This is a genomic window from Nonomuraea sp. AD125B, assembly GCF_041402765.1.
GTDB lineage: Bacteria > Actinomycetota > Actinomycetes > Streptosporangiales > Streptosporangiaceae > Nonomuraea > Nonomuraea bangladeshensis.
Window position 1 is genome coordinate 379,612 of sequence record NZ_JBGLOU010000010.1, and the last position, 25,426, is coordinate 405,037.

The following is a 25,426-nucleotide window of genomic DNA, read 5'->3' on the forward strand; positions in this document are numbered from 1 at the left end:
ATCACTCAGCCGACGAACCCAACTGGTCAGGAAGATCGTGGTCAAAAAGCAACAGCCACGGTGCCGGCCCGGGTGTCCCACTCGCGCGCCGGTAGCCGTTACGGGAGTTCGTCCGCTCGTCGCTGCGCCGGCCGTAGGTAGCTCCGCACAGGCTGTCGGCCTCGGCCGACATCAACGTCTCGGCCATGGTCTTCACCATGGATCGCAACATGTCGGGGTCGCCGGTCTCGATCTGCTGCGCCAGCCATTGCGCGGGCGTCACACTGGGGCCTGCGGCCATCGTCTGGTTCTCCTTCGTTGATCTAGCTACTCGAAGGATCACTCGATGGCCGTTCTCATTTCACGGCACCACGCCTATGACCAGGCCAAACTCGTACACCACTCCCGTGGACGCAACCACGGCCACTGGATCCACCGGCTGGCGAACCAGCGCAGCGACCAGGCGCAGTCGAGCACGGCCTGCATGGGATGACGAGCAGGACCTTCGCACCCTCGCGCGACGACTGACCCCGCTGTTCTGGCAGCACGTCCAGCCCTACGGCGAGTTTTCTGGATGTGTCCAAGCGACTTTCACACAGCAGTGCTGCGCATGCTTCCGGGTCGGCACAAAACCAGCCGGCGCTGGCGTACCTGTATCAGCCGTCATCAGGCACTGTCGGCACCAGTTCGGGGATCAAGCAGTCGACAACGTGAGCGAACACCGGCGTGCCACTGCCGCGCTGTGGGAAATGGTGAGGGCCGCTAGGCCGATGGGATGGTTCAGGCGGCCCCGCTTTCGACACTATCGGAAGCAGCGCCTGCTCCAGAGAAGCTCGCATGTGCCACGCTGACAAGCCTGGCGTACCGCAGCCGCCCGGCAAGTAGGACTCGCCCTTGACGTCCTGGAATGGACACGCCTGCCCGGTGCCGGCCCCAGAGCGGGCCGGCACCGACAGCTTCACCGCCGGTACCGGCTCGGTGACCACCGCCCCGGCGCCCAACCTGCCGATCTCGGCCACCCGATGCAGCTCCGCCACCATCACCCGGCCCGAGGCCCGCGTCGGCGCGGTGCGCAACCGCTCCAGCTCCGAGACTCGCCGATCGGCAGGCACCTGCAGCAAAGCGGTCAGCCTCGCCCGCAGCTCCGAACCTGCGCGCTCGGCCAGCGTGCGATACAACCGGGCGTGCTCGCCCCGGCGCACCTCGCTGATCAGGCGGGTCAGGGTGGTGATCCCCGTGGGCAGCAGAATGCCCTCGCGCAGCATGTGCACCACGGCGCGGTCGAACAGCGCCCGCGGCCCCTCGATCGTGGACCAGACCCGGGCGGCCAGGTAGTCGCGGACCTCCTGCTCGCGTTTGGAGAACTCTGCCAGCTCCAGCAGGTCCCGGATCTCCCAGGCGTGTTCGTAGGCCGTCTTCGGCCGGGTCAGGTACTCCGGCGCGCAGGCCGGGTCGATGCCGAGTTGCTCGGCGACGAACTCCAGCACCTCCACTGGCACGTTTAGGGAGTCTTCGGCCAGGAAGGTGCCGAGCATCCCGCACGGTCCCCCACTGCACCGCCCACCCCAGCTTCGTCGCCGGACGGCGCTTACCGGCCAGTGCCTCCAGCGCCTTGGAGTCCAGCCGAAACAACTGCTCGAGTTCGGCCACCGACACTTCGGGCCGGAACCGTCGATAGCGGGCTACTTGCTCATCTGAGAGGAAGCCACAGGCATGAGCAGGCACGCTAGGGCGCTCGACCAGGGCAAACAGCCGTCGTCACCGAATCGTCGTCAAGATCGACTTGCTAGCGCCAAATCCGGTCCGATCCTCCCCGGAGGCCTGTCGCCGACGGCCAGTCGCCGGGCCGGGACCGGGCGCCGTTCGGACAGGAACAGCGACCCGCGGGACCGTGTGCTGCCGTCCGGCAGCCGGGGCAGCAGGTGGGCAGTGCGGTGGTTATGTCAACAGGCAGGGTGTCGCAGACACAAAGCTGTCGCACCGCAGCTTGCTACACAGGGTTAGACCAGTCCCGCCTTCGGCGACGCAGGCGGATTTCGACAAGAGCGTCAGAACTGGCAGAGTCGTGCCCTCATCGCACTCGCACACATCCTGAAACTTCACAGGTGTAGCCGGCATCAGCCGGGTGACCACCCCGGACCGCATCGCCGCCGCCGTACCATCAACCGGATCCTTCGCTCGCGGCATGCGACCTCGTGTCGCACCTTGTCATCGCGGGCGGCGCAGCCCGTCCAGCACGAGGGTGATGACATCGTCGGCCTCAGCCCGCCAACCGGGGCGGTCATGGGCCGCACTGATGCCGTGCAGCGCCATCATCACGGCACCGGCATCCACGTCGTCGCGAACGGCGCCGTCTCGCACCGCGGCGGCCACCAGGTCGGTGACCGCCTGCTCCAGCTCCCTGCTGCCCTCGGCGAGGGCACCCGAGCGATCGGCCCAGAGCGTGGCCAGCGTCCGGGCCAGGCCCTCGTGGGCCGCTATGTGGTCGACCATGCCGCGTAGGAAGGTCGCCAAAGCCTCCGCCGCGGGTAGCGTGGCCTGTAGCTGGCGGGCGCGGTCGCACAGCGCGGCGACCTCGCCGTGGTAGACCGCCTCGGCCAGCGCCTCCCGGGTGGGAAAGTGGCGGTACAGCGTGCCTGTGCCCACCCCAGCCAGCCGCGCGAAGTCATCGAAGCGCAGGTCGAAGAAGCCTCCAGCGTCGAAGACCTCCCGGGCCGTTGCGAGCAGGGCCTCGCGCTTGCGTTGGGCGTCGGCCCGCAGGGGCTTGTCGGCGGTCATGCGCTGCCTCCTGTTGACAAATGGAGATTACCTCCATATTTTACAAAGTGGAGATGACCTCCAAATCGATCGTACCCCACGAGGTGCAGCTTGAAGATCCTGATGTTCGGCCGAGGCGTGATCGCCACTATCTACGGCTGGGCCCTGGAACGGGCCGGGCATGACGTCGAGTTCTACGTCCGGCCGGGCCGCGCGGCGACGTACGGAGACGCAGTGAACCTCGACCTGATCGATATGCGGCGCCGGGTGTGGGGGCAGCGCGTCGCCGAGAAGCGGCCGGTGCGCTACCGCGAGGCGCTGGAGCCGGACCACGACTTCGACCTGATCGTGCTCAGCGTGCCGCACCACCGCCTCCCGGAGGCGACGGCCTTCCTGTCCCCGCGTGTCGGCCAGGCCACGGTGCTGATCTTCGGCAACATCTGGACCGAGCCGCTCGCCGCGATCGGCACACTCCCGCCCGACCAGATCGCCTGGGGCTTTCCCCAGGCCGGTGGCGGTTTCGGCGCGGATGGCGTGCTCCATGGGGCACTGCTGCCGTCGGTCATCTTCGGCACCCTCGGCCAGCCCCCGACCGACCGGGAACAGGCCGTGCGCCAGGCGTTTCGCGAGGCTGGGCTCCGGATCAAAGAGCGGCCTGACTTCCGCGGCTGGCTGTGGGTCCATTTCGTGTCGGATGCCGGCATGTTCTCGCAGGGCCTGCGGCTGGGTTCCCTGTCCAAGCTGGCCGGGGCAAGGGGCGACCTGCGCGAGGCGCTGCTGGCCGGCCGCGAGCTGCTGCCGCTCCTCCAGGCGCGCGACCTCGACCTGCGACGGCACCGGGGCGGTCTGCTGCCGTTCCGGGCGCCCACCTGGCTGACGGCCCCCGCGCTCGCCTGGCTGACTACTCATGTCCCGCCCGCGCGCGTGAGTCTCACGATGCACGACGACCCCGACGCCGAGGAGCCGCGCGAGGTCTGCCGGGACGTCCTGGCCGAAGCACGACGGCTGGGCATCTCCGTACCGCGTTTGGAAGCGGCGGAACCGCACTTCGCCCGCGAGGAGACGGGTCGAGTCTGATTTTACCGAGGTTGTCGGTCCCGGCGGTCCGTCGCGGTCGCTTGGTCTGCCGCATCCCAGAGCCGAAGCGGGTCGCACCGGTCGACCAACTGCCGTTCGCACACGGCTTTTCGCTGTCCAGCCTCTATCGCCTGTCCGTGACGTTGTGGAAGGAAAAGTCATGACTACCGCCGAGAAGCACGAGTTCCCCATGGCCCGCACGTGCCCGTTCGCGCCGCCACCGGCGTACGAGGAGATCCGCGAAGGAGAGCCGGTCACGCGGGTTCGCCTGCCCGACGGAGGGTGGGCCTGGGTGGTCAGCCGTCACGAAGACGTGCGAACCGTATTGAACGACCGGCGGTTCAGCGCCGACCGGCAGCATCCGGACTTCCCTGCGCTGGTCAAGGGCGAGGCGGCGTCCCGGCGGCCGGACGATGAGCGCTTCCTGATCGCGATGGACCCGCCCGAGCACGGGCCGGCGCGCAAGGCCGTGCTCGGCGAGTTCACGGTGCGCCGGTTGGAGGCGCTGCGGCCGCGGATCCAGGAGATCGTCGACGGGCAGATCGACGCGCTGCTGGCCGGGCCGCGGCCCGGTGACCTGGTGGACGTGCTGTCGCTGCCGGTTCCGTCACTGGTGATTTGCGAGATGCTGGGTGTGCCCTACGCCGACCATGAGTTCTTCCAGGAGCAGACGGCGAAGACGTTCAAGATGTCGACACCGCCCGAGGAACGGATGGCGGCCATGGGGGCCATCCAGCGCTACATGGCCGACCTCATCGCGGAGAAGGAGCAGAACCCACCGGACGACCTGCTCGGGCGGCAGATCGTCAAGCTGCGCGCGGACGGCACCTACCGGCGGGAGGCACTGTCCGCCATGGGCCTACTGCTGCTCGTGGCGGGCCACGAGACGACGGCGAACATGATCTCGCTGTCGACCGTGGCGTTCCTGAGCAACCCGGAGCAGCTCGCGATGATCAAGGCCGACCCGGGCAAAACGCTCAACGCGGTCGAGGAGATGCTGCGGTACTTCACGATCATCGACGTGGCGACGGCCCGGCTGTGCGTCGCGGACATCGAGGTCGGCGGGCAACTCATCAGGGCCGGCGAAGGCGTGCTGGCGCTCGCTTACTCGGCCAACCGGGACCCGCGAGCGTTCGAGAACCCGGACGAGCTCGACATCGAACGCGGCGCGCGCCACCACGTTGCGTTCGGGTTCGGGCCGCACCAGTGCCTCGGCCAGAACTTGGCTCGGATGGAGCTCCAGATCGTGTTCGACACGCTGTTCCGCCGCATCCCCAGCCTGGAGCTCGCGGTGGATGTCGACGAACTGCCGTTCAAGGACGACGCGAACGCCTATGGCCTCTACCAGCTCCCGGTGACCTGGTAGCGGACGAACTGCCATCCCCACCTCAGGAGGAGAGGGTCATGAAAATCATCGCGGACACCGGCAGGTGCGTCGGCGCCGGACAGTGTGTGCTCACTGAGCCCGCGCTGTTCGACCAGAGCGAGGACGACGGCACGATCATCGTGCTGAACGAGACGCCGGAGGGCGAACTGGTCGAGAAGGCCCGGGAAGCGGCACGCGTGTGCCCCAGCCAGGCCCTCTCGCTGGAGGCTTGAATCAGTCCGTGGATGGCCGTACAGCCTGAAACGATCATGCTGATCGGTGTGAGATGCTGAACGGCGCGTCTCCACTCAAACAGGGCGAACTCTCACGATGCGTCAGTGCTGCGTGACAGTGTGCCCGGCCTGACCGGGATCACGCTGGCGTCCTGGTCGCTGTGTCGGCGGAGCTGGTCATCCAGTTCGGCATTTCGCAGTGTGAGGACCTGGATCTGGTTGGCGTAGATGCGGATGGTGTTTTCCAGCTCCCGTACAGCGCGTGTGGTCTCCTGGACGATTTGCTTTTTCTCGCGCTTGAGCGCGGCATTCTCCTCCCGCAACGCCACCAACTCGGGTTGCTGTGTCTCGCGGCGGGCGAACGCGGCAACGACGGTGTCTTTGAAGTCGAGCTCGACCCGCACGGCGACGGGTGGACGTTGCATCAGCTGCGCCCCTCGGCGCAGACGCACCTGGCGGCTGCCGGCCGTAGCGCACCCGAGCTGCAGGCCAAGTCCCGCCACCAGCACCTGGCCAGCCTCGGCCGCTATGTCCGCTTGGGCGAGGAGACCTCCGCCTGCATCACCGCCGAACACGACCCCGCGGCCCGCCGCCGCAAGCACTGACGCCGGTCATCTACGCGCGACGTGGTGTGCTTCTGACGCGCTCCGGCCGGCCCCAGGTAGGGAAGGTCGCCAACGCTCTCCTGCTCAGCACCCCGGGCAGGTGTGTGATGACGGTGGTCGGCGTCGACCGCCTGGCCGTGCTCGGCAGGTGGCCTGCGTGGTGCTCACGCGGCCCAGGGGCGAGCGATGAGCATCACTCCGTCGTCGCTGAGCTCATCGGTGCCGCCGGCGAAATGCTCGGCCAAAGATGGAAGCAGTGCCTCGTGCAGCCGTCGGCGCTCGGCCGCGTCGGCCTCCCACAGACCGGCCAGCACGTCAGCGGCGGCGTGAGCCTTGCCGGTAACCTCCTGCTCGGGGAAGCGCAGCCGGACGCGCACTCGATGAAAAGCGATGTCCTGCAGGCCGCGCCCGGCCAGCACCCGGGCGGCGCGGGTGAGCAGGAAGCCCTGGTGATCGGGCTGAAGGCCGAGCAATGGCGCGCACACCTGGTTCCACAGGCCGACGACCTGGTTGTCCGGAGCGCCTTGGACCAGGATGGCCTTGGCGTGTGGGTGCGAGCGGTCCAGGATCCGGGCCATTTCGGCGACCGCGGTGTCGGGGTCGTCGCAGTAGTGCAGGATCCAAGCCGCCGTCACCGCCTCGACCGAGGCGTCCTGCAGGGGAAGGCTCTCGGCGCTGCCCGCCAGCACGCGGACCCCGGGCAGATTCAGGCCGCGTATGGCGTCTTCACGGTCAGCGTGCGGCTCCACGGTCAGACATGAGCCCACGCGCGCGGCGATGGCGCGCACCAAGGCGCCGCTGCCGCCGCCGATGTCGGCCACGTGCGTGTTGCCGTCCAACTGCCGGACCACGGCGTCGATGTCGCCGCGGTCCAGTCGCTCCTCGAAGGCGAGCCAGCCGTCCTGCGGCAGCGGGTGCGGGCGGGCGTGGGCGCGCGGGTGCGGGTAGGGGCCGGTGAGCGGGTGCGCGGGGACGGCCGCGTGGGCGGGGACGGGCTCCTGGTGAGGGCGGCGCGCGTAGATGAACAGGTGCTCCTCGGCGTCCATGCCCGGGTACTGCGGGTGGAAGGTGCTGAGGCTGTGGTGCACGATCTGCAGCCCCGCATCGCGCAACCGTTCCAGGTAGGTCTCGGCGGGATAGCTGGTGGCTCTCACCCGCTGTCCCATCCACTCGATCTCGGTGTTCTCGGCGTCGAAGGGCACGGTCGCGAACGCGAACAGGCCGCCGGGCGCCAGCCAGCATGCGATGCGGGCCAGGGTGGCATCCAGGTCGGCCCGGCTCATCTGCAGGAGGGGGAAGAACGCGCACACCGCGTCCCAGCTCCCCGGCCGGTCAGGCAGCTGGCGCACGTCCAGCTGGGCGAAGGTGGCCCCGGGCACGTGCGCCCGTGCCAGTTCCACCATGGTGGCCGACACGTCGATGCCGGTGACGGCGCATCCGGCCGCGGTCAGGCGCTCCGCGGCCGGGCGGCCGGTGCCTGACCCGATGTCCAGCACCGCCGCCCCGGCCGGCAGCCGGGCTGCCAGCCATTCCAATGCCTCCAGCTGCTCCGGCAGGTGGGAGTAGGTGTGTTCATAGGTCATGCCGAGCGCGTCGAAGGGGCGGGCGGCGTTCTGCGAGTCGAGCGGGGCAGCGGTTGTGTCCATAAAGGCCATCCCAATATAGTTGCTCTACGTAGTCAACTGATTGCAATACGTAGTCAGTCGTTGGCGTCGCCGCACTGTCACAACCGAGGAGCCGCATTGACCGCCTCAACCGTCACCGGCACCGGTGTCCCCGCCACACAGGCGGGCTACTTCCAGCTGCGCGCCGAACTCCTGGGCCCCTCCCGCACCCGCCTGCTGACCGGACCTGAGCTCATCCAGGTCGGCCTGCAGGTCTACGGCGCGCCCGCGGCGTTCTCCCTCTACGGGGTGCCCGCGCCGGAGATGGCCGGATGCGGGCTGCGGCTACTGGGCCGCACCGCCATCGAGTGCACGGTCGACGCTTACGCCGCCCCCGTGGCCGCCGCGCTGGCCGAGCGCGTTCCCGCGGCAGGGCGCCCACCCCTGGTGGCGGATCTGTTCTGCGGATCGGGCAACCTCGGCCGGCACCTGGCCGCGGCGCTCGGCGTGCGGGCGCACGCCAGCGAGCTCGACCCCGCCGTCCACGCCGCCACCCGGCACAACCTCACCGCGCTGGGCATCGACATCGACCTGAGACTGGAGGACTACCGCGACCTGCTGGGCCGTCTCACCCCCCACGGCCCCCACGACACCTACGTGGTCGAGCCGCCCTGGGGCCCTGCCTTCACCGAGCAGGGCCTGGACCTGACGGCCACCGCGCCGCCGGTCCCCGAGATCCTCGCCGACATCACCGCCTCCCGGCAGGGCGCGCCGTGCCTGATCGTCATCAAGACCAACGACCGGATCGCCCACGACTCCCTGCAACGCTGCTTCGCCGCCGCCGAGCACCTGGCGTCCATCACTCCTGCGCCCACGCTCCCGGCGGGGGCCAACATGGACTTCCACCTGTTCCGTCTGTCCGCCTGACCCCGCTGGAAGCACATCGCACCCGTCACCCACCAGCCGGCTCCACCACGGACAGGACAAACGCACCCATGGCATCGATCTGCGTCTTCGCCGGAGCTCGTTGCGGCCACTCACCCGCGGCGCTGCAGGCCGCCACCGAACTCGGCCGGCTGCTGGGCCACCACGGGCATCGGCTGATCTACGGCGCGGGAGGCGCCGGCATGATGGGAGCACTGGCCTGGTCGGCCGCTGCGGCCGGAGCACCCATCACTGGAGTGATCCCCGCGTTCCTGCACCAGCGCGAGCGCGCTCAGGACGCCCCCGTCCAAGACCTCGTCGTCACCGCCGACCTCGCCGAGCGAAAGCAACGCATGCTGGAGCTGGCCGACGCGTTCGTGGCGCTCCCCGGCGGCTACGGCACGCTCGACGAGATCCTCGAGGTGATCTCGGCCCGTTACCTCGGCCTGCACGACAAGCCGATGATCCTGCTGGACGTCGACGGGATCTGGGCCGGTCTGCTGGCCCTCACCCGTCACCTGCACCAGCTCGGCTACGCCGAGCCCGAACCGGGAGCGCTGCTCCACCTGGCCGCCACCTCCCAGCAGGTCCTGGACCTGCTCCACCGGCTGCCCGAGCCCCTCTCCACGGTCTGACCCCACATCTCCGCCCGCCGCCCGGCGGGCGGTCCACCCTCGCACAGGAGGCCCCGATGACCCTCGTCCCCGACCTTGACGCCGACCCGCGCACCCTGGGCAGCCAATGGCTGTTCAAGCAGGAAGCCGACTACAACACCGTGCCTGACGCCCCCAACTTCGCCGCCTTCGCCAAGGCCGTGCTGACCTGCGCCAACGGCGACGGTGAGATCGCGGCCGCCGAACGCGCCTGGGTCATCGGCTTCTTCGCCGCGCTCGGCGCCTCCCCCGACCTGCTGGCCGAATTGCGGGACTACCCTGCCACGCAGGACGTCAACGAGCTCGTCGGCTCCAGCCCGGCCGTCGCCGCCTCCACCCGCGCGCTGATCTACCACGCGCTGCGCGCCTGCTCCGCCGACGGTGGCCTGCACTCCGCAGAGCTCACAGCCATCCGCGCCATGAACGCCCACCTCGGCCATCCCGCCGACCTCGTCGACCAGTGGCTGGAACTCCACCAGGAGGAGCAGCGGCTGCGCGCCCGCCGCCTGGAACTCATCTGGCCCGACCCCACCGCCAAGCCCTACTGACCAACACCGACGGCACCAGGCAGGCCCGCCCGCAGGCGGGTCTGCCTTTGCCTGACCTCCCCGGAGTCCTGCTCATGCCACCGGCCCGACCGACGACCAACCAGCCGCCCCCGTCGGCGTCGGCCGGTCTCTGCCCGGCCACCGTGCCCGGTGCGCTCTTCGATCACAGCGCGGGCATCCCCGACGGCCTCTATGCCCACCTGCGCGAGCGGCACCCGGTCTACCTCGACGCCGAGCTGGAGGTGTGGGTGGTCTCCCGCTACGCCGACATCGACCTCGTGCTGCGTGACACCACCGGCGCCTTCACCAACGCCCAGGGGTATACGCCCCTGCAACGGCTGTGCCCGCAGGCGCAAGCAGTCTTGACCCAGATCGGCTGGGTGCCGGTCCTGTCGTCCACCGACCCGCCCGCCCACACCCGTTTCCGCCGCATCACGAACGCCGTATGGCCCACCACACCCCACCGGCTCGCCGCCCACAACCCCGCGATCACGCACGCCGTCACCAGCTGCGCCGAGAACTTCGCAGCCCGGCCCGGCCGCCACGGCGACCTGGTCACCCACTACGCGCAGCCCGCCACCATGGCCGCCCTGGCTGACCTGATCGGCCTGCCATCATCGGCCCGGCAGACGGTCGGCACCCGTGCCGAAGCGCTGACGGCACTCGTCTTCGGCCGCCTCACGTCCGACCAGCAGCTCACCGCCGCCGAGCAGCTGCGTGACCTGTGGCACGACTGCGCCGCCCTGACCGCCGACCGCCTACGCGAACCACGCGACGACCTCTTGTCCGCCTGGCTGCGACACCCGGACGCCGACGGCCCGCTCACCGCCGAAGAGGCCGCATCCACCCTGATGGAAGTGCTCATCACGGGTGCCGAGATCATCCCCCGGCTGCTGACCCTCACCTGTCACCGCCTGCTGACCGCAGGCGCCCTGGCCGACCTGGACGGCAACGAGAACGGATGCGCGCAAGCCGTCGAGGACACCCTCCGCCACGACCCACCACTGATCGGCTGGCAGCGCGCCACCACCCGAGAAGTCGACCTGTCCGGCATCCGCATCCCAGCCGGCGCCCGCTTGCTGCTGCTGCTCGGCTCCGCCGCCCGCGATCCGCTGGCCCCCACCAGCAACGCCTCTGCTCTGGCCTTCGGAGCGGGAATGCACTACTGCCCAGGAGCGGCCTTTACTCGCCACTTCACCGCTCAAGCTCTGGCCGCGCTCGCCCGCGCATGTCCCCACCTCGTCCTTGACACCGCAGTCGGGTGCGACCCCAACACCTGGCCCCCCAACGCCGTCCTCCGCGGCCCCCATCTCCTCCCCGTCACCTGGTGAGGCATCCATTCGGCAGGGTTCCTTATCGGCCTTTGCCGGTTGGAGCGGGATGGTCAGGTCAGGGGTGATGAACCCACACGTCGGGTTCGACGTAGACGGCGTGCTGGTGAGCGCGGCTAGCGCGCACGGGCACAAGGCGCCCGCGTCCGCTCCAAGGGCGGCGCCATCGAGTACGTGCACTGGGCCACCGCCACCGCCCGGATACTGCCCCGCCTGCTGGCCGGCCGCACCTGCGGGCCGGTGTTCCTGGCCGACCGCCACGCCCCCACCTCCGGACCCCGCACGCCCGCCGCCGCCGACATCTGCCCGGCCACCGGGCACGGCCGCCTGTCCTACCCCCGCGCCGAGTACCTGTTCAAGACCGCCACCGCCAAACTCGACCCGCACCGCCAAGGGTGGCCCCTGCATCAGCTCCGTCATTCGGCGCTGCAGCACCTCGCCCAGGCCGGCCGGACCGCGCCCGAACTACAGGCCAAGAGCCGCCACCAGCACCTGGCCAGCCTCGGCCGCTACGTCCGCCTGGGCGAGGAGACCTCCGCCCGCATCACCGCCGAAGCCGACCCCGCCCAGCGCCGCCGCGCCCGCTGATCCAACCACCGCCGGTCGGTGCCGCGCGTACGGAACCGGCCGCCCGTCGGCCGCCCTTACGAACACACAAAGTATCCACAGTTACTCACTGTTACTTTGCGGCTGGTGACACGGACCCGAGCGGGGGCCGGACAGGCTGATGTCGGACATGCCGACGCGGGCGGTGAACACCAGTTGCCGGACCGTCCCCTCGGCCGCGGGGTAGTCGACGTAGCCCACGTAGTCGGCCAGATCCCCGGCCACGCCCGCCTGTTCGCGCAGGACGCGCTCGGCTGTCTGCTCGGGAGGTTCGCCGTCCTGGACGAGGCCGCGCGGAAGCTCCCACAGCTCAGGGTGGGGAGTGCCGGGGGCTCGGCGTAGCAGCAAGATCCCCTTGTTGTCGGTGGCCATGACGCCGGCCTGCTGCTGGCTCACCACCGCCGGCGCTCCTGATGGCGGCACAGTACGGACGGCTGGGGTCTCCTCCAGCAGGGACGATCCGGCGCTGCGACCCGCCGAAAGTCGTTACGCTCGCCTGAACCAGGCAACCGAAACGAGCCGCCGATGAACGAGCCCCATCCGGCAGACCAGCCGCGCCTCATCGCCACCGTCGCTGAGCTGATCGCCATGGCTGCCGACATCGAGCCCGACGCCCCGGTGTTTGTCGACGTCGACGGAGAACTGGCCAAGCTCGATGTGGACGGCTACCGGCCACTGCGCCCCGCCGCCGCGCACGTCAACGCGTTCGGACCGGCCGACGTATGCTGACCCGCCTGCCCGATACCGCCCCGGGACCAGGGACGTTCGTGTCTCGGCTAACCCTTTCGATCCACGCGCGTCGGTGTCGATACCGACCTATGTCCGGGATGACAGGCCCTCCCTGGGGACTGCCGAAGCTGTGGTGAGATGCCGCAGAGCCGAGACGTGCGTCACGACATCGACCGGCCGATAGCGGGGGCCACTATGGCGAGCACACCCAGCAACATGCCGACGCGCAGGACGAGGTGCAGGGCCATTGCGAGGCCGACTGGAAGGCCCTCGGGGATGCGTGTCGCGCCGTCCTCGTGGCCTACCTTCGGCTGCTCGTACCGCCAGGTGTAAAGGATCGCGGTGAGGAACACGGCGGCTCCGGCGATGGCCCACAGCCAGTGGAGGGTGAAGCCTGAGCGCCTGACGGGATACAGGAGCCTCCTGTGCTGACGCTGCCGCCGCTGAAGGTGGCCGCGGCGCCCGACCGCCAGCGCACCCCAAAGATCGCAGGGTGCGCCGGCCGTTGTCAGGTGGCCTGGGGTCAGCCGCGGTGGACGCAGTAGATCTTGCCGTCGTGGAAGGCGAGGGCGGGCGCGGCGGCGCTTCTTGCATCGATCTGGTTGAACGGGGTCCACTCCCCGTTCGTCAGAACGGAGAAGAACATCTTGGTGTTGGCGTTGCCGCCGCGGACCACGCAGAACACTTTCCCGCCCATGACGGCCAGCGCCGGTGCGGCTGCGGTGGATCCCGAAGGGAAGGACTGGATGGGGCACCACGGGGTGGGCGAGGAACTGCCGTAGGGAGCCCACGTGTAGCGCAGCGTGCTGTCAAAGGCGCGGTAGACGCAGTACAGGCGGCTGCCGTTGACGGCGAGAGCCGGGGCGGAGCTGGTGACGGCCTCGACCGGGAGCTTGCTGAAGGAGGTCCACTGGGAGCCGTTGAAGGTGGCAAGGTACAAGGCCGAGTTGGTGTGGCCGCGGACCACGCAGTACAGCTGGCCGTCGTAGGCGGCCAGGGCGGGCGGGGCGGAGGTGCTGCCGGGAGGGTGCTGGGGTGAAAAGCTCCACCGGCTGCCGTCGAACTGGAAAGAGTTGAGCACCCCGTTGGCGTCGCGGAAGACGCAGTAGAGCTTGCCGCCGTACGCGGCCAGGGCGGGCGCGGACGGGCTTGCAGCGCCATCGCCGAGCTGGGTATAGCTGCTCCATTGGGTGCCGTCAAAGCTGTTCCAGTACAGGCTTTGGTTGGTGAGGCCGCGAACCACGCAATACAGCTTGCCGTCGTAGGAGGCCAGCGCCGGCGCACCGGGGGTGCTGCCCGGCATCTGGATGTCCTCGCTCCAGCCGCTTCCGCTCAGGACGATGGAGCGTATCGCGGTGTTGACGGCAGGCTCGGTCACCTCCGCCTTGATGTTGACCTGGTGGTGTCCGCCGCCACCGCCGTTGAAGTCCCAGAAGTCGTAGCCGCCGGGGCGCCGGCTCAGGGCTTTCAGCGCCGAGCGGGTGAAGCCGATGGAGCGTTCCTTGACCAGGTCGTCATCGTTGGTGACCAGGCCCAGCAGCCAGTCGAAAAGCCTGGCGACGAGCCCGACCAGGGAGAACCAGGCGCTGCTGCCCTCGTACTCGCCGGTGTTGTCTTCCAGGTCCTCGGAGGCCTTGAAGCAGTAGGCGGAGATGTCCCGAAGGCCCTTACGCAGGTTGCTGTACCAGCCGCTGCCGCTGTGGTCGGCTTCCCAGCAGGCGATGTTGCAGGTGAGCCACTTGTCCACATTGCCGTTGAACAGATACGAGTGCGCGGCGAAGTTCCGGTGGCTGCCGGTGACGATGGAGCCGAACTCCGGCGACTCGTACTCCTTGGTGAACCCGGCGTCGCTGCCGGCTGAGGAGGTCCAGTAGATCTCGTCCTTGCCCAGCTCGCTGGACCTGCGTTTGCACCAGAAGTCCCGGAAGGACAGCTTGACGTAGATCGCGTCCGCTCCGTCGATTCCGCGCGGCGCCTGCTCCTGTGGGCCGACGACGACGGTGATCCCGCCGCCGTGGGTCGCCAGCGCTTGCACGAACTCTTCGGTGTCCAGCGGCGCATCGGGGGCGAGTTCGTCCAGGCGGACCAGGCTGGCGTTGGGCTGTGCGGCGATCTCGGCACCGATCCGGGGGAAGTCCGTGACCAGTTCCTCGATGGACAGACCTTTGGTCAGCGGCCGGCCGGTGATGGTGTCCGGGAACAGTTCCCGCGCCGTTGTGGGGGAGGTCTCCTCCTGGTAGATCCGGCCGAACTCGGCGATCTCCTCCTGGGCCAGTACCGTGCCCATCGCCCCTACCAGGAGCTGTTCCAGTTCGGTCAGTTCCAGCCCTTTTGCCTTGCGGGCGGCAGCGTGCAGACTCGCGCCGATCAGCGTGTTGCCGCTGCGGCTCAGGCGCATGCGCAGGTCCCTCTTGCTGCTGGACCTTGCCCCCGACAACTGGGCCCGCAAGCGTGCCAGGCGTTCCTCGGTGGTCACGAGTGATTCAGGCATGGTGATCCTCTCCCCCACACGGACAGTACATGATCACTCTGTAACTCTTAGTGACGGTGCTTGAGCGTCGCGAAACGGACGTCGTGTTTGCCGACGCCGTCCCTCTCGGGCATGGTCGCAACATTGCCCGGGGCTTAGCCGCTCGGCAACAAGCTTTTGATCTTCATGTTGCTACTGAATGCGCCTGCTAAATATGCCCGTTGCGCTACGTACCATTTCCGCTTGTCATGATGGAGTAAGACCATCGGTCAGCCCAGGGGCCCGCCAAGGCGCCTGAGGCGGCCCCTTGCACACTCACCGCACCGACATGCAGGAGCGCACGTGACCACCTCCGAGGTATCACCCACCCCGGTCGATTCCGCAGCCCAGCAGATCCCCGCGGTGATCAAGGTCCGGGAGGTGCCCGCCGCCGCCGAAGCGCGCGAGAAGCTGCTGCAGGCCATCGCGGCCGAGGCGCAAGCGGTCACGGCCAAGTCCCCCGGACAGGCGTCCGCGGCCCTGGAGGAACTCGCCCGCGCCTACGCCCTGGTGACCTCCGGCGCCACCGCCGTCGCACCGGCCGCCCCCGAGGCCACCACCGTCCAGTTCGACAGCAGGGCCGGTGGACATCAAGTGGGCCTGTGCCTTGAGCTGGAACCCTAAGAGGAAGCAGCCCTCAACGCCCTCTCACCGGCACCCTCACGTCGATCACCCCGCGTCGACCTTGGCGGGTGCCGTCCATGCCGGACGTCAACACAGGGTGTCGCGCACGCGCAGGGGCCGGTACCCGGTCGGGCCGAGCTGGGCCAGTTCGCCTTCGTCATCGACGTCGATGGAGCCGAAGAAGTTGATGTTCTCGCTGTGCGCCGGGCAGATGCGGGCGAGCACCTCCTCGTCGATGCGGCGCCCGGCGCGGCGCATCGACTCCACCGCCAGGCCGTAGTACTCGGTCGTCCAGGTGATCACGGCGTTGGTGACCAGGGTCAGGCACCAGGCTTGTTCGGTCTGCTGCTCCAGGTGGCGGGCGCGGATGGCGCCCTCGTGGGCATACAGCAGGTCCCGCTTGAGCGCGTGCAGCGACTCGCCCTTGTTGAGCTGGCGGGAGATCTTGCGGCGGTGATGTCCTCGGCCGACAACGGAGAGATCACCAGATCGCCCGCCTCGTCCAGGCGGACCGGGCCATCGCCTTCAGTCAGTGTCTGCTCCAGCTCGCCCAGCGCCGCATGCAACTCGTCGGCGACCTGGGCCAGGCCCGAGGCGGCATCGGCGGGTTTGCCGACCAGCCGGCAAAACTCCGCCCGATGATCTGCCCACCCGGCCGGGGTCAGCAGGTAGGCGGCCGGGTCGGCATAGCGGCGTGAACCGGGCACCCACACATCCCCCGCCCGCAGGGCGTCCCGCAACGCCAAAAGCACACACAATTCCCAGTAGTGCCGAAAAGCGCTGGTGTTGCCGCTCCTGGCCGCCGCCTCCAGGTAACCCTGCCAGCGGGCCGGCACGAAGGTGGCCGGCGCCTCCGCCGGGACCTTGCGGGTGCCGGCGGCGTTGGACTCCCGCAGGATCTCCACCGCCCTCAGCAGGTCGGCCGCGGCGGTGCCCCCGGCGAAGGCCACCGCCTCCAGCACCTGGGGGGTGAACTGCCGTAAATACCCGTATGAGCCCTCCAGCGCGGCCAGATGCCCATGATCGCGTGGTGGCGGAGGCAACGCTCTCTCCTGCGCCGAGCGCAGCCGTTGCCACCCGATTCGCTCCCCGCGGATCAGGCCGCCGACCTCCTCGTCCGGCACCGCGGGATCGGCAACGACGGCCAAGATCGCATCCAGCAGCGCCTGCCGGTCCTCCCCGGCCTTGGCGCGCTCGGCCAGTGCCTCCCGCATCCGGTGGGCGGCCTTGCTCTCCTGCGCCGAGACCGCCTGGTCGAACAGCTGCACGACCTCGTCCAGCACCTCGGTCGCCGACTGCGCCACCAGCGTCAGTAAGATCGGATACCGGCGCTCCGGCTCGCGCCGCTGCAACGCCTGCGCCGTCAGGCGACGGCCCACCGTGGCCAGAAGCCGGCGCCGCTCCGCCGGCAGTACCGACAGATCCAGCATGTCAGCGCCCATCCGGCGCAGGAACTCCAGCTTCGCGATCTCGGCCTTCACCGCGGCGGGCGAGGCCTCCACCGGCCCCTTGCCCAGCCACCGCAACCGACTCAGCCCGATCGCCGGATCGGTCACCAGCAGGGCGTCCAACCCGACACGGCGCTCGCCGGTGAGCTCGTGCGCCAGCCGGTCGAACGTCTCGGCCCGCGCAATCTGGCGAGCATGCGCAACCCGCTCCACCAAAGTCACCGGCACGGCCGGATCACCTTCGCCGAGATCAGGTACTCACACGCCAGCCGGAACAACAGCGTCGGTGAATCGTGCTCCATCGCCCGGGCCAGCAGGAACTCATCCAGCTCCTTCACCTCCAGCGCCGTCGCCGCCCGCCACCCCAGGTATTTGGCCACTACTACGGGGACCCCTCAGGAGAAGGGCGTCCGCCCGCAGTGGCGGCGGTGGGCGTCGGTAAAGGCCGCCGTCAACGGCTACGTGCTGCGCGAGAGCCTGTACGGGCCGAACCGCTCCGGCTACACCGCCACCCGCCGCGGGCCCCGGGTGCCAGTGCCGGTGCGCGCCGCCGCCGGCACCGTGACCGTGGTGGCCATGCCCGAGTGGGCGCGCATGCACGACGACGGCCGGTGGATCTGGGCGCACACCGGCTGGCCGGTGGAGGCACCCGGACAGATCGTGGACCCGCCGCAGACGTTCGCGCCGGCGCCAGGTCTGCGCTGGCAAGAGCAGACGGCGGCCGAAGCCGAGCGTGAGCGGGCCGTACGGGCCGCGGCCGCCGCCAAGCGGGAGCGTGACTAGGCGTATCGGAAGAGCGTGAGTACCCAGTTCTGCAGCCCGCACTCGACGAGCGAGCCGCCCCCGCCCTTGTACATCAGCCGGACCTGAGCGGTCGCGTTGACCAGAGGGATGGTCGGGGGGAACTCCATGATTCGTGTCGTAGTGACGCTCCTCCATTCGCTGCCCATGTCGATGGAGGAGTCGAAACGGTGGTTGCTGTCGATCGGGTGGGGGTCCTGGCCGCCGAAGGTGATGTCCAGGAAGCAGACGCCGTTGTCGCCTTGCGTCTTGACCAGTGACTCGGCGGAGAAGATCGCGACGAACATCGCACCGAAGCTCGGGCTGCCCTGGCCAACCTGCTGGGGGATGGTGGCGTTGGGCAGGTCCACCCAGACGTTGGGGGTGGTGACCGTGAAGCGGTTAGAGCCCCAGATGGTGGAGGTCTGGATCGGTGCGGCGTTGCGGACGAGGGGGGTGGTGGGGTTGTCAGGCACGATGCCCTCCTTCATTCAGAGGCCGGGGTTCGCCGAAGTCGCGCCGCCCGGACACCGGCAACGTTACTGAGAGTTATTAATCGATTGCAATCAGTTGTAATTGTGGGCAGGGGGTGTTCCGCCTGACATGAAGAGAAATGTCACGCTGATCAGCAGGAAAGAATGCCGTTACCCGGGAGGGGCTCGCGGCATAGGAGATGAACTCTGGAGTCCTCGAGGTGCCCCGTGGCGCCCCACTATCCGTCGGCCTCGCGCTTTCTGCTTGGCGTGGAGCGGGTGAGCGGGTCGGCGTCGACCAGATCCATTGTGGTGATCAAGCTCAGCCGATCGGTTGTCCGACATTGATATCGAGGGCGAGGAAGGTCAGGCTGCGGTTGCCGTCGGTGAAGATCGCCGGGCCACCCGCTTTGTAGAGTGCGCCGCCGCTGGGGGAGCCGTCGGGGTTGGTGGTCTGGGCTGGCGGCGGCCAGGCGTCGAGGGTGGCTGTGTGTGCGAGCGGGGTGGCGGAGGTGTAGGTGATGCCGTCGTAGATCACCACGGTGGCCTGCAGCCATGACATGTGGCTGTGGGGTGAGACCGGCGAGCGCTGGCAGGCCTAGGACCTGAACGCGGCCGAGGCGGCGAAGGTCGATCAGTACGTGGCGGCGGTGGAGGCGTTCGCGGCGAGCAACGCGGTCATCTTGGCGTGGCTGATGAGCTGGCCGGGGCACGATCGACAAGTTGATGGGCAAGAGCGACCTCGAGTTCGGCATCGAGGCCCTGTCGCGCACCCAACACCGGCGACGGGCCGACCGCGTCCTTCCAGTACGCGGTGGGCTGGCTGCGGCAGAACGACGTGCTGCTGCCTGCGATCAGCACACTGACCCGGCTGGTGGCGCGCGAGAGGGAACGCCACGCGTGAGCTGCACGACCCCCTGGGGCTCTGGCCGGTTTGGTGGGCAGTCAGGCCGGAAGGGCTGGGGTGTGCGGGTCGCGGGGAGCGTTCAGTGGGTGGTGGACCCAGATGTTGGGCTCGGCGTAGACGGCGCGGTCGTGGGCGAGGCTGGCCTGGACGGGCACGAGCGCGCCTGGCACGACGACGTCTCCGTCGACATCGAACGGTAGCCCGGTCCAGGCCCGCCACTGGGCCAGGGAGCCAGCCACGAGCATGGAGACGGGCGCGATGCCAGCGATGTGGCCGCCGGCGCAGATGTGGGTACGTAGCCAGGGATCGGCGGGCAGGCCGTCAGGGCGGGTGCGGGCGGCGTAATCGGCCATCGGGGTGTGTGGTTCGTGGTGTTTACGGGTGGGGCGTACAGGGGCGAGGACCTGGTGCAGGCCGGTGGTGCGGGCAGTGTCTTTCATCGCGGCCAGCAGGCGGCCGGCCAGGCCGGTGCCGCGCTGAGCGGGGGCGACCCAGATGCCGAGGGCGCCAAGGCTGTCTGGCGGGGTTCCATGGTGGAGGTCGGCGAAGGCCCAGGTGAGCATCTCGTCCCAGCCGCCGTCGGGTAGCCGGCCGCCGCGTTCGGGGGTGTGCAGAGCGAACGGTATGGCGTGGCCGCCGCCGACGATCGTCCCGTCAGGATCGACGGCTCGGAGGACGAACTGGGGGAAGCGTGTTTGCAGTCCTGCGAGGACGGACCAGCGGCCAGCCAGGTCGCCTTGCAGGAACGCCACTGACGGCGAGCCTTGGGTGACTGGGCGGGCGTCGGTGAGGTCGGGGCGTTGAGCGAGAGTGACGATGGTGACGGTGGGTAGCCGCTCCTGGTCCGGCCGTGTCGCGTGCTGCGAGGCTGGTTGCGGGGCTGGCTGGGCGGCTGGTTGTGGGGGTGGGGGTTGGGTGATCCGGGCCGATGTGCCCTGCGCCCCTGGTCGGCATGTGTGCTCTGGTTCGGGTGCGAGGAGCGGGGTGTCGGGGAAGAGATGGGCGATGGCCGCGGGCAGGTCGAGGTAGCCGTTCAGGCAGCGTTCGGGCCGGCCGTGGGCTTGATCGGGGGTGCAGGGCCGGGCGGTGGCCAGCAGCGCGTCGCGGACCGCGAGGGGGTTGGGTGGGTGGCCGAGGTGGCGTTGGAGGCTGACTAGCAGGGCGGCAGTGCCGGTGACCAGGGCGACGGCGGTGCAGGTGCCTTTGCGGGCTTTGATCCCGGCGTCGCCGGGGGTGGCGCCGAGCACGGCTTCGCCGAGGGTGGTGATGCCGTGCCCTGTGTAGGCGGGGCCGTGGTTGCTGAAGAAGAACATGGCGCCGTCGGCGCGGTGCGCCCCCACGGCCAGCACGCCGGGCAGGATCGCGGGGGCCAGGGAGTTGCGGCCGTAGTCGTTGCCGGCTGGGGCGCAGACCAGGACGCCCGCCTCGATGGCGTGGGCGATGGCGCGTTTGAGCATCGGGTCGGCATCGTGCGAGGCGGTGTGGTGGGCCGGGGTGTACTGGATGATGTTCGCGCCAGCCTCCAGGAGGTCTTCGATGGCGCGGGCGGCCGAGTGCGGATCGTGGGAGACGTGCTTGTCACCGTGGAATCCGAGTGTGATGAGACGGCAGCCAGGGGCCAGGCCGGGCAGGTTGCTGCCGGGCTGTCCGGCCAGGACGCTGGCGGTGAAGGTGCCGTGCTCGGCGAGTTTGACATCGTAGGGAGCAGGGGGGAGCCACCACGGCTCGCGCGCCTCGAGATTCGCGCCGGTCAGACAGGGGTGTGAGGTGTCGGGTGGGCCGTCGACGACGCCGACGACCACATCGGAGTGGCCGAAGGTGTGCCGGTGCAGGGCGGTGGTGCCGGGTACCGCTTGGGCGGGGTAGCGAGCCGGAGGTGTCACTGCCGGGCTTGAGGCGGCCGCCCGAACCCCCTCGCGCTGGGCGACCTCGTGCGGCGGTGGAGGCAAGGTGGTGTGGGACATCGGGCGGGTGCTCCTCGGACAACAGATGCGCTGGGCTACCTGGCGGACAGCATGGCCTGCTGGTGGCTGGGCAGGCAGTAGGCGGCCGGGTCGCCCGTCTTGGCGTTATAGAGCAGCCACACCCATACCCGGGCCAGGTGTTCGGGGGTGCGTGGCTCCAGCGTGATGGTGGTGTAAGGGTTGGCGAGCTGCTCACGGCGCACGGGCGGTGTCTGCGGCGGGAACGACGACATGCCTGCCTTTCCTTCCAGGTCTTCGCAGGGATACCCGGGTCAGGCTTCGGGCCAGGAGCGGACGGGGCCGAGGGTGACCGGCAGCACGTCCTTGACGTCGATGGTGAAGCGGTAGACGCGCTTGGCCCGCTTGCCGTTCTCGGGGTCGAAGAAGCGCAGCTTGACATCCCAGCAGTCGGAGTCGGGACGCCCGTAAGGGCTCTTCTCGGTTTCGATGTCTTGCAGGGCCATGCCGCGGCCGAGCGCCTCTTTCAGGGTTTCGCGGGCCTGGACGGCGTTGGTGGCGGCGAAGTTCAACGCGCGGTCGCGGCTGGTGGCGCCGAAGTTGCGCAGGTCGTAGTAGATGCGCTGCAGGAAGTCGGCCACCGCGTCGGCCAGGCGGCCGTCATCGTCATGGTCGTGGCGGCCGTCGCTGCGGCTGGTGCGCTGATTGTGCTCAGGGACGCCGCAGTCGGCCACCAGTGCATCGGCCAAGCTGGCCACCGACCAGCCGTACAGGCCGCGGGTCAGGTTGATCTCGATCACCGGGACGTGCTGGCCGTTGAACAACCGCACGGTGCGGCCAGGCAGCATGCCGGGCACCGAGACGCGGTCGACGAAATCGGGGTCGTCGTCGGCCTTCTGCTGACGGTCGAGGAACTCCACCAGGCGGTCGTAGACGCCCGGACCGTACCCGCCGACCGGCTCGATCGCATAGATGGGGGTCAGGTCCAGATTCAGCGTCCAGATCAACGGCCGCGCCTCGGAGGGGCTCTCACGCAGGTAGTCCACCATCTGGCGGGGGTCATACGGGTTGGCCGGCAGCGAAATCCCCTCTACCTCCACGGGGGGCATGAGCTGCTTGAAGGTGTCACGACGGGCTTCGGTGCCGAAGTCGTAGCCGAGCGTGCCGAGCGCGTACACCAGCCGCCGCGGTGCCGGACCGGCCGCGTCGGCCGAGACGGTCACCCCGGCACGCTCATCACCTGCGGCCGCGGAAGGAACCGCGGAAGGAACCGGGGAAGGGGCCGAGGTGGGGGCGGTCCTGATCGAGCTGACCGTCACGGCCGTCTCAGGGGCCGGGGCGGGGTCGGCGGCGCAGCCGCACCCCGCCGTGTCGGAGTCGGGACACGAGGCCACGACGCCGCCAAGCACATCCTCTCCGACAGAGCCGAGGACCGGGGAAAACGCAGAAGCAGAGGCGGACGTGGTGGTCACAGCATTCACCGCTTTCGTGATGTTGAGAGTTCCGTTCAGATACCGCACACATGCCGCCGCGTCTGTGCTGCCGGGTGGCGGGATGCAGCGGTCTGCGGTGGCCAGCAGCAGTTCCCCGACCGCCAAGGGGTCGGGTTTGCGGCCACGCCGCAGGTGCAGACTGAGCAGCAGTGCCGCCACCCCGGCCACGACGGGGGCGGCCAGGCTGGTGCCGGACATCCGCCCGGTGGCGCCGCCCGGGACGGCCACCCGGACGTTCTCGCCGGGAGCGAGCAGCCCCTGCCGGCGGCTGCCCGGCCCGAAGTTGCTGCTCGGCAGGGGCTGGCCATGCTCGTCGCAGGCGCCGACGGCCAGCACGCCGTCCAGCGCGGCGGGCACGTGATCGCACAGGCAGCCGTCGTTCCCGGCCGCGGCCACGACCAGCACGCCCTGCTCGCGGCAGCGGCGCACCGCCCGCGCCAGCACGTCCTCGGCCTCGCCTGGACCGGCCAACTGGCCGCCGCTGATGTTGACGATGTGCGCGCCGGCGTCGGCGGCCAGCTCGATCGCGCGCGCCAGATCCAGCTGGGAGGTTCTGCTCTGCTCGGCGAACACCGGCACGCTGACCGCCCGGCAACTCGGTGCGATCCCGGGGGCGGGTCCGTCGTGCCGGCCGAACAGCACCCCTGCCACCGCCGTGCCGTGCATGGCCTTGCGTCCCGCGACGTCTCTGCCGGGCCAGACGTCGAGCAACTGGGTCAGTCTCGCGCCGGCCAACACCGGATGGGCCTTATCGACTAGGCCGTCGACGACCGCCACCGTGATCCGGTCGTCGCCCGTCGTCCACTGCCACAACGCGGCCAGACCGCCGATCTCGGGAAGCTCGCCCATATCTTCTCCTGTCGCTCTGGGATGGCACGTGCCCGATCGGCGTTGCGGCCAGGGTGAGCGCCCGAACCCCGCTCGGGAAGCGCGCCGGGGCGCCGGGCGCTCACCGGTTCATTGGCTGCTACTCGTCGCCCTCATCGGCGAACGGGTTCTCGTGGTTTCGGAGCCAGGACTGCTCGATGCCGGCCTGCTCGGCCGAGGGCCCTCCGGTGATGGTGCGCTCGACCGGGACGGCCAAGCGCGGAAGATGCGTCTGCGACATGGTGCGGGTTCCTTTCCTGCTAGTGGATCATCCGCTGATCCACACCACCAATGCCTACTCAAAGTAATCACATTGAAACGGTCTGTGATGTGACGGGAGAGTGAGGCTCCTGTGACAACTGATCCATCAGCACCCCCTGCAGCCACGCTGCCAGATCCTGGCCGATTCCACTCGGCCAGGATCTGGCAGCAGGTCATGCCTGAGCCGTAGCCCAGTTCCTCCGGCAGGTGCTGCCCAGACGATGCCGGTGTGCAGTGTTGGCGCGCACGAGCCGCATCGCGTCGTTCTTCACGGCCGGACTTCGATCGACCTCTGGGAAGGATCGAACCGATTTGGGGCGCCGACACCGACCAGCTCGCCAGCCACTCAGGATGCCGAGGCGGGGTGAGGAACGAGAGCGGACCGCCGTGGGCGGTGGATGATGCTGCCGATGAACGGCTGGTCAGCCTTTGGGCGTCGCCGTTGATGGCCCGTAGCATTCGCCTCGTCGTGTTCGCGAAGCATCCGCAGGACAGTGGCCGGGGACGGGTGTCGACCCTTCTTCTTGCCCCCGGTGATGACCAGCCGGGCGGCGATGTCACGGAGGCGGAGGCCCTGGGCGCGCAGAGGGCCATGGACAGCATGTTCTCGTCGGTGACGGCGGCGCTCTCGGCGACGGAGGGGGCCGAGCCCAGCGCCATCATCGTGGTCTCGTGCCAGCAGGAGGACCGCAGACGGACCTCTCTGGTCGGCGGGCCACAGGTGGTGCGCCAGCGTCGGCTGCTCGTCGCCGGTCATGGGGAAACGTTGGCGCATCATTCGCTCCGTCCGGGAGGATCAGCATCGTGACCACTCCGCCGGAGGCGACGAACGGACCGCTCGAAGGTGACGAGCCCCCCGGCCCCATCAAGTAATCACCACAGGAGCAGACGTGACAGAAGAGCCGCAACGCCTGACCGCCGTAGAACGCCGCAGGGCGCAACTCGATCTCGTCCTGCGCCGCTGCGCCGCATCCGCCGCCGGGCCCGCACTCTGGACCGCACCCGGGCGCTGGCGCGGGCCGACGTCGAGTCGCTCCTCCCACCAGCCCGCGCCTGGGCTTGCGGGAGCGCACCCTGTTTCGGCTGCTGTACGAGAGCGCCGCCCGCGCCCAGGAGGTCCTGGCCCTTGACGTCGACGGCCTCGATCTGCGCAACCGCCGGGCCCGGGCACGGCGCAAGGGCGGCGCCGTCGACGTCGTCATCTGGCAGACCGCCACCGCCCGGCTACTGCCCCGTCTGCTGGACGGCCGCCGCGGCGGACCTGTCTTCCTCGCCGGCCGCCGCGCTCGTGTCGAGCTGCCGCCCGCAGACCTCGCCCCCGGCTCGGGTCGGGCCCGATTGTCTTACCGGCGTGCCGCCGAACTGTTCGAGGCCGCCACCGCCGACCTGCCTGGCGGGCCATGGACGCTGCACCAGCTCCGGCACTCCGCGCTGACCCACGCCGCAGAGGACGGCGCCAACACCTCCACCCTGCTGGCCTACTCCGGCCATACTTCCGTCGCCTCTCTGGCCTGCTACACCCGCGTATCCCCTGAGGGCGCTCGCCCGCTGGCAGAACAGCCGGGATCCGGCGACGCGACGCCGGTAACGCATACAACGGCAGGGGACTGTAAAACTAACGGCGGATCTGATGATCAAGGAAGAGACGCTTGATGTCCGAGACCGCCGTGGAGTCGCTGTCCATGAACGAACTGCCTGTCGAGCCGGACCGCTCGATGACGGACGAGCAA

General features: G+C 69.4%; 32 protein-coding genes and 1 pseudogene. 15 read left to right on the forward strand and 18 right to left on the reverse strand.

Annotated elements, in window-relative coordinates; genetic code table 11:
* Position 1 precedes the first annotated feature (1 nt).
* Positions 2 to 280: a transposase gene (locus ACBR40_RS27200; protein ID WP_371250590.1), complete on the reverse strand. Its 279-nt coding sequence runs from the start codon at positions 278 to 280 to the stop codon at positions 2 to 4.
* Between the two features lie 45 nt (positions 281 to 325).
* Between ACBR40_RS27200 and ACBR40_RS27205 the strand changes: the two genes are divergently transcribed.
* Positions 326 to 472, forward strand: a complete 147-nt coding sequence (locus tag ACBR40_RS27205; protein ID WP_371250591.1) for a hypothetical protein — start codon at positions 326 to 328, stop codon at positions 470 to 472.
* A 163-nt stretch (positions 473 to 635) separates the two neighbouring features.
* Here the strand turns inward: ACBR40_RS27205 and ACBR40_RS27210 are convergent, their stop codons facing one another.
* The 3 genes and pseudogenes from ACBR40_RS27210 to ACBR40_RS27220 all read right to left on the reverse strand — a co-directional run bounded on the left by ACBR40_RS27210 (position 636) and on the right by ACBR40_RS27220 (position 2,757).
* Entirely contained in the window at positions 636 to 1,514 is an 879-nt protein-coding gene (locus ACBR40_RS27210; RefSeq protein ID WP_371250592.1) for a DUF4158 domain-containing protein, read from the reverse strand.
* A gap of 52 nt (positions 1,515 to 1,566) precedes the next feature.
* Positions 1,567 to 1,704, reverse strand: a pseudogene (locus ACBR40_RS27215) (hypothetical protein); the annotation flags it as partial.
* A 483-nt stretch (positions 1,705 to 2,187) separates the two neighbouring features.
* The gene (locus ACBR40_RS27220) at positions 2,188 to 2,757 is read right to left on the reverse strand and encodes a TetR/AcrR family transcriptional regulator (protein ID WP_371250593.1); all 570 of its coding nucleotides are present in this window, start codon (positions 2,755 to 2,757) and stop codon (positions 2,188 to 2,190) included.
* 90 nt (positions 2,758 to 2,847) lie between these two features.
* Between ACBR40_RS27220 and ACBR40_RS27225 the strand changes: the two genes are divergently transcribed.
* From ACBR40_RS27225 to ACBR40_RS27235, 3 genes are all read left to right on the forward strand, one after another.
* Positions 2,848 to 3,813: a ketopantoate reductase family protein gene (locus tag ACBR40_RS27225; protein ID WP_371250594.1), complete on the forward strand. Its 966-nt coding sequence runs from the start codon at positions 2,848 to 2,850 to the stop codon at positions 3,811 to 3,813.
* A 160-nt stretch (positions 3,814 to 3,973) separates the two neighbouring features.
* A complete protein-coding gene (locus ACBR40_RS27230; RefSeq protein WP_371250595.1) occupies positions 3,974 to 5,179 on the forward strand; it encodes a cytochrome P450 in 1,206 nt (401 codons plus the stop codon).
* A gap of 38 nt (positions 5,180 to 5,217) precedes the next feature.
* The gene (locus ACBR40_RS27235) at positions 5,218 to 5,412 is read left to right on the forward strand and encodes a ferredoxin (protein WP_371250596.1); all 195 of its coding nucleotides are present in this window, start codon (positions 5,218 to 5,220) and stop codon (positions 5,410 to 5,412) included.
* A gap of 92 nt (positions 5,413 to 5,504) precedes the next feature.
* On the opposite strand, the gene ACBR40_RS27240 is transcribed toward ACBR40_RS27235, so the two are convergent.
* Positions 5,505 to 5,816 (reverse strand): hypothetical protein, encoded by a 312-nt coding sequence (locus tag ACBR40_RS27240; protein ID WP_371250597.1) that lies wholly within the window; start codon positions 5,814 to 5,816, stop codon positions 5,505 to 5,507.
* A 15-nt stretch (positions 5,817 to 5,831) separates the two neighbouring features.
* Between ACBR40_RS27240 and ACBR40_RS27245 the strand changes: the two genes are divergently transcribed.
* The gene (locus tag ACBR40_RS27245; RefSeq protein ID WP_371250598.1) at positions 5,832 to 6,017 is read left to right on the forward strand and encodes a hypothetical protein; all 186 of its coding nucleotides are present in this window, start codon (positions 5,832 to 5,834) and stop codon (positions 6,015 to 6,017) included.
* Positions 6,018 to 6,181: 164 nt separating this feature from the next.
* Here the strand turns inward: ACBR40_RS27245 and ACBR40_RS27250 are convergent, their stop codons facing one another.
* The gene (locus ACBR40_RS27250; protein ID WP_371250599.1) at positions 6,182 to 7,663 is read right to left on the reverse strand and encodes a methyltransferase domain-containing protein; all 1,482 of its coding nucleotides are present in this window, start codon (positions 7,661 to 7,663) and stop codon (positions 6,182 to 6,184) included.
* A gap of 96 nt (positions 7,664 to 7,759) precedes the next feature.
* Between ACBR40_RS27250 and ACBR40_RS27255 the strand changes: the two genes are divergently transcribed.
* From ACBR40_RS27255 to ACBR40_RS27275, 5 genes are all read left to right on the forward strand, one after another.
* On the forward strand, positions 7,760 to 8,548 hold the full coding sequence (locus ACBR40_RS27255) for a class I SAM-dependent methyltransferase (protein WP_371250600.1): 789 nt from the start codon (positions 7,760 to 7,762) through the stop codon (positions 8,546 to 8,548).
* 68 nt (positions 8,549 to 8,616) lie between these two features.
* Entirely contained in the window at positions 8,617 to 9,180 is a 564-nt protein-coding gene (locus ACBR40_RS27260; protein ID WP_371250601.1) for a TIGR00730 family Rossman fold protein, read from the forward strand.
* A 56-nt stretch (positions 9,181 to 9,236) separates the two neighbouring features.
* Positions 9,237 to 9,746, forward strand: a complete 510-nt coding sequence (locus ACBR40_RS27265; protein WP_371250602.1) for a hypothetical protein — start codon at positions 9,237 to 9,239, stop codon at positions 9,744 to 9,746.
* Between the two features lie 74 nt (positions 9,747 to 9,820).
* Positions 9,821 to 11,077, forward strand: a complete 1,257-nt coding sequence (locus tag ACBR40_RS27270; RefSeq protein WP_371250603.1) for a hypothetical protein — start codon at positions 9,821 to 9,823, stop codon at positions 11,075 to 11,077.
* Positions 11,078 to 11,251: 174 nt separating this feature from the next.
* A complete protein-coding gene (locus ACBR40_RS27275; RefSeq protein ID WP_371250604.1) occupies positions 11,252 to 11,665 on the forward strand; it encodes a hypothetical protein in 414 nt (137 codons plus the stop codon).
* An 81-nt stretch (positions 11,666 to 11,746) separates the two neighbouring features.
* On the opposite strand, the gene ACBR40_RS27280 is transcribed toward ACBR40_RS27275, so the two are convergent.
* Positions 11,747 to 12,079, reverse strand: a complete 333-nt coding sequence (locus ACBR40_RS27280; protein ID WP_371250605.1) for an NUDIX hydrolase — start codon at positions 12,077 to 12,079, stop codon at positions 11,747 to 11,749.
* 129 nt (positions 12,080 to 12,208) lie between these two features.
* Here ACBR40_RS27280 and ACBR40_RS27285 point away from each other — a divergent pair, with 129 nt between their 5' ends.
* Positions 12,209 to 12,412 carry a hypothetical protein gene (locus ACBR40_RS27285; RefSeq protein WP_371250606.1) on the forward strand — a complete coding sequence of 68 codons (204 nt, stop codon included), beginning with the start codon at positions 12,209 to 12,211 and terminating at the stop codon, positions 12,410 to 12,412.
* 161 nt (positions 12,413 to 12,573) lie between these two features.
* Here ACBR40_RS27285 and ACBR40_RS27290 read toward each other — a convergent pair whose 3' ends face one another.
* Entirely contained in the window at positions 12,574 to 12,765 is a 192-nt protein-coding gene (locus ACBR40_RS27290) for a hypothetical protein (protein WP_371250607.1), read from the reverse strand.
* Between the two features lie 170 nt (positions 12,766 to 12,935).
* Positions 12,936 to 14,810, reverse strand: a complete 1,875-nt coding sequence (locus ACBR40_RS27295) for a hypothetical protein (protein WP_371250608.1) — start codon at positions 14,808 to 14,810, stop codon at positions 12,936 to 12,938.
* A 414-nt stretch (positions 14,811 to 15,224) separates the two neighbouring features.
* On the opposite strand from ACBR40_RS27295, the gene ACBR40_RS27300 reads away from it, so the two are divergent.
* Positions 15,225 to 15,545, forward strand: coding sequence for a hypothetical protein (locus ACBR40_RS27300; RefSeq protein ID WP_371250609.1), 321 nt, complete (start codon positions 15,225 to 15,227; stop codon positions 15,543 to 15,545).
* A gap of 87 nt (positions 15,546 to 15,632) precedes the next feature.
* On the opposite strand, the gene ACBR40_RS27305 is transcribed toward ACBR40_RS27300, so the two are convergent.
* From ACBR40_RS27305 to ACBR40_RS27315, 3 genes are read right to left on the reverse strand one after another with little or no spacing between them, the layout of a single operon-like run.
* Positions 15,633 to 15,959: a Tn3 family transposase gene (locus ACBR40_RS27305; RefSeq protein ID WP_371250626.1), complete on the reverse strand. Its 327-nt coding sequence runs from the start codon at positions 15,957 to 15,959 to the stop codon at positions 15,633 to 15,635.
* Positions 15,866 to 17,221 (reverse strand): hypothetical protein, encoded by a 1,356-nt coding sequence (locus tag ACBR40_RS27310; protein ID WP_371250610.1) that lies wholly within the window; start codon positions 17,219 to 17,221, stop codon positions 15,866 to 15,868. Before ACBR40_RS27310 ends, ACBR40_RS27305 begins: the two co-directional genes overlap by 94 nt.
* A complete protein-coding gene (locus ACBR40_RS27315) occupies positions 17,212 to 17,373 on the reverse strand; it encodes a DUF4158 domain-containing protein (RefSeq protein WP_371250611.1) in 162 nt (53 codons plus the stop codon). The genes ACBR40_RS27310 and ACBR40_RS27315 overlap by 10 nt, the downstream gene beginning before the upstream one ends.
* On the opposite strand from ACBR40_RS27315, the gene ACBR40_RS27320 reads away from it, so the two are divergent.
* Positions 17,366 to 17,776 (forward strand): hypothetical protein, encoded by a 411-nt coding sequence (locus ACBR40_RS27320; RefSeq protein ID WP_371250612.1) that lies wholly within the window; start codon positions 17,366 to 17,368, stop codon positions 17,774 to 17,776. The two genes, ACBR40_RS27315 and ACBR40_RS27320, sit on opposite strands and share 8 nt — an antisense overlap.
* On the opposite strand, the gene ACBR40_RS27325 is transcribed toward ACBR40_RS27320, so the two are convergent.
* From ACBR40_RS27325 to ACBR40_RS27350, 6 genes are all read right to left on the reverse strand, one after another.
* Positions 17,773 to 18,249 carry a hypothetical protein gene (locus ACBR40_RS27325; protein ID WP_371250613.1) on the reverse strand — a complete coding sequence of 159 codons (477 nt, stop codon included), beginning with the start codon at positions 18,247 to 18,249 and terminating at the stop codon, positions 17,773 to 17,775. The two genes, ACBR40_RS27320 and ACBR40_RS27325, sit on opposite strands and share 4 nt — an antisense overlap.
* 319 nt (positions 18,250 to 18,568) lie before the next feature.
* Positions 18,569 to 18,808 (reverse strand): hypothetical protein, encoded by a 240-nt coding sequence (locus ACBR40_RS27330; RefSeq protein ID WP_371250614.1) that lies wholly within the window; start codon positions 18,806 to 18,808, stop codon positions 18,569 to 18,571.
* Between the two features lie 383 nt (positions 18,809 to 19,191).
* Complete coding sequence (locus ACBR40_RS27335; RefSeq protein WP_371250615.1) at positions 19,192 to 21,117, reverse strand: S8 family serine peptidase; 1,926 nt, start codon at positions 21,115 to 21,117, stop codon at positions 19,192 to 19,194.
* A 35-nt stretch (positions 21,118 to 21,152) separates the two neighbouring features.
* Entirely contained in the window at positions 21,153 to 21,350 is a 198-nt protein-coding gene (locus tag ACBR40_RS27340) for a hypothetical protein (RefSeq protein ID WP_371250616.1), read from the reverse strand.
* A gap of 39 nt (positions 21,351 to 21,389) precedes the next feature.
* The gene (locus tag ACBR40_RS27345) at positions 21,390 to 23,417 is read right to left on the reverse strand and encodes a PatA/PatG family cyanobactin maturation protease (protein WP_371250617.1); all 2,028 of its coding nucleotides are present in this window, start codon (positions 23,415 to 23,417) and stop codon (positions 21,390 to 21,392) included.
* A 118-nt stretch (positions 23,418 to 23,535) separates the two neighbouring features.
* Positions 23,536 to 23,676, reverse strand: a complete 141-nt coding sequence (locus tag ACBR40_RS27350) for a hypothetical protein (RefSeq protein ID WP_371250618.1) — start codon at positions 23,674 to 23,676, stop codon at positions 23,536 to 23,538.
* Between the two features lie 384 nt (positions 23,677 to 24,060).
* On the opposite strand from ACBR40_RS27350, the gene ACBR40_RS27355 reads away from it, so the two are divergent.
* Both ACBR40_RS27355 and ACBR40_RS27360 read left to right on the forward strand, forming a co-directional pair.
* Entirely contained in the window at positions 24,061 to 24,504 is a 444-nt protein-coding gene (locus ACBR40_RS27355; RefSeq protein WP_371250619.1) for a hypothetical protein, read from the forward strand.
* A 251-nt stretch (positions 24,505 to 24,755) separates the two neighbouring features.
* The gene (locus tag ACBR40_RS27360) at positions 24,756 to 25,349 is read left to right on the forward strand and encodes a tyrosine-type recombinase/integrase (RefSeq protein ID WP_371250620.1); all 594 of its coding nucleotides are present in this window, start codon (positions 24,756 to 24,758) and stop codon (positions 25,347 to 25,349) included.
* Positions 25,350 to 25,426 lie beyond the last annotated feature (77 nt).

Excerpts from the sequence above, each read along its gene's own strand:
- ACBR40_RS27200 (WP_371250590.1), bottom strand. The coding sequence starts at position 280 with ATGGCCGCAGGCCCCAGTGTGACGCCCGCGCAATGGCTGGCGCAGCAG.
- ACBR40_RS27205 (WP_371250591.1), top strand. The coding sequence starts at position 326 with ATGGCCGTTCTCATTTCACGGCACCACGCCTATGACCAGGCCAAACTC.
- ACBR40_RS27210 (WP_371250592.1), bottom strand. The coding sequence starts at position 1,514 with ATGCTCGGCACCTTCCTGGCCGAAGACTCCCTAAACGTGCCAGTGGAG.
- ACBR40_RS27220 (WP_371250593.1), bottom strand. The coding sequence starts at position 2,757 with ATGACCGCCGACAAGCCCCTGCGGGCCGACGCCCAACGCAAGCGCGAG.
- ACBR40_RS27230 (WP_371250595.1), top strand. The coding sequence starts at position 3,974 with ATGACTACCGCCGAGAAGCACGAGTTCCCCATGGCCCGCACGTGCCCG.
- ACBR40_RS27235 (WP_371250596.1), top strand. The coding sequence starts at position 5,218 with ATGAAAATCATCGCGGACACCGGCAGGTGCGTCGGCGCCGGACAGTGT.
- ACBR40_RS27250 (WP_371250599.1), bottom strand. The coding sequence starts at position 7,663 with ATGGACACAACCGCTGCCCCGCTCGACTCGCAGAACGCCGCCCGCCCC.
- ACBR40_RS27260 (WP_371250601.1), top strand. The coding sequence starts at position 8,617 with ATGGCATCGATCTGCGTCTTCGCCGGAGCTCGTTGCGGCCACTCACCC.
- ACBR40_RS27265 (WP_371250602.1), top strand. The coding sequence starts at position 9,237 with ATGACCCTCGTCCCCGACCTTGACGCCGACCCGCGCACCCTGGGCAGC.
- ACBR40_RS27270 (WP_371250603.1), top strand. The coding sequence starts at position 9,821 with ATGCCACCGGCCCGACCGACGACCAACCAGCCGCCCCCGTCGGCGTCG.
- ACBR40_RS27285 (WP_371250606.1), top strand. The coding sequence starts at position 12,209 with ATGAACGAGCCCCATCCGGCAGACCAGCCGCGCCTCATCGCCACCGTC.
- ACBR40_RS27295 (WP_371250608.1), bottom strand. The coding sequence starts at position 14,810 with ATGCGCCTGAGCCGCAGCGGCAACACGCTGATCGGCGCGAGTCTGCAC.
- ACBR40_RS27330 (WP_371250614.1), bottom strand. The coding sequence starts at position 18,808 with ATGTCATGGCTGCAGGCCACCGTGGTGATCTACGACGGCATCACCTAC.
- ACBR40_RS27335 (WP_371250615.1), bottom strand. The coding sequence starts at position 21,117 with ATGTCCCACACCACCTTGCCTCCACCGCCGCACGAGGTCGCCCAGCGC.
- ACBR40_RS27340 (WP_371250616.1), bottom strand. The coding sequence starts at position 21,350 with ATGTCGTCGTTCCCGCCGCAGACACCGCCCGTGCGCCGTGAGCAGCTC.
- ACBR40_RS27345 (WP_371250617.1), bottom strand. The coding sequence starts at position 23,417 with ATGGGCGAGCTTCCCGAGATCGGCGGTCTGGCCGCGTTGTGGCAGTGG.
- ACBR40_RS27350 (WP_371250618.1), bottom strand. The coding sequence starts at position 23,676 with ATGTCGCAGACGCATCTTCCGCGCTTGGCCGTCCCGGTCGAGCGCACC.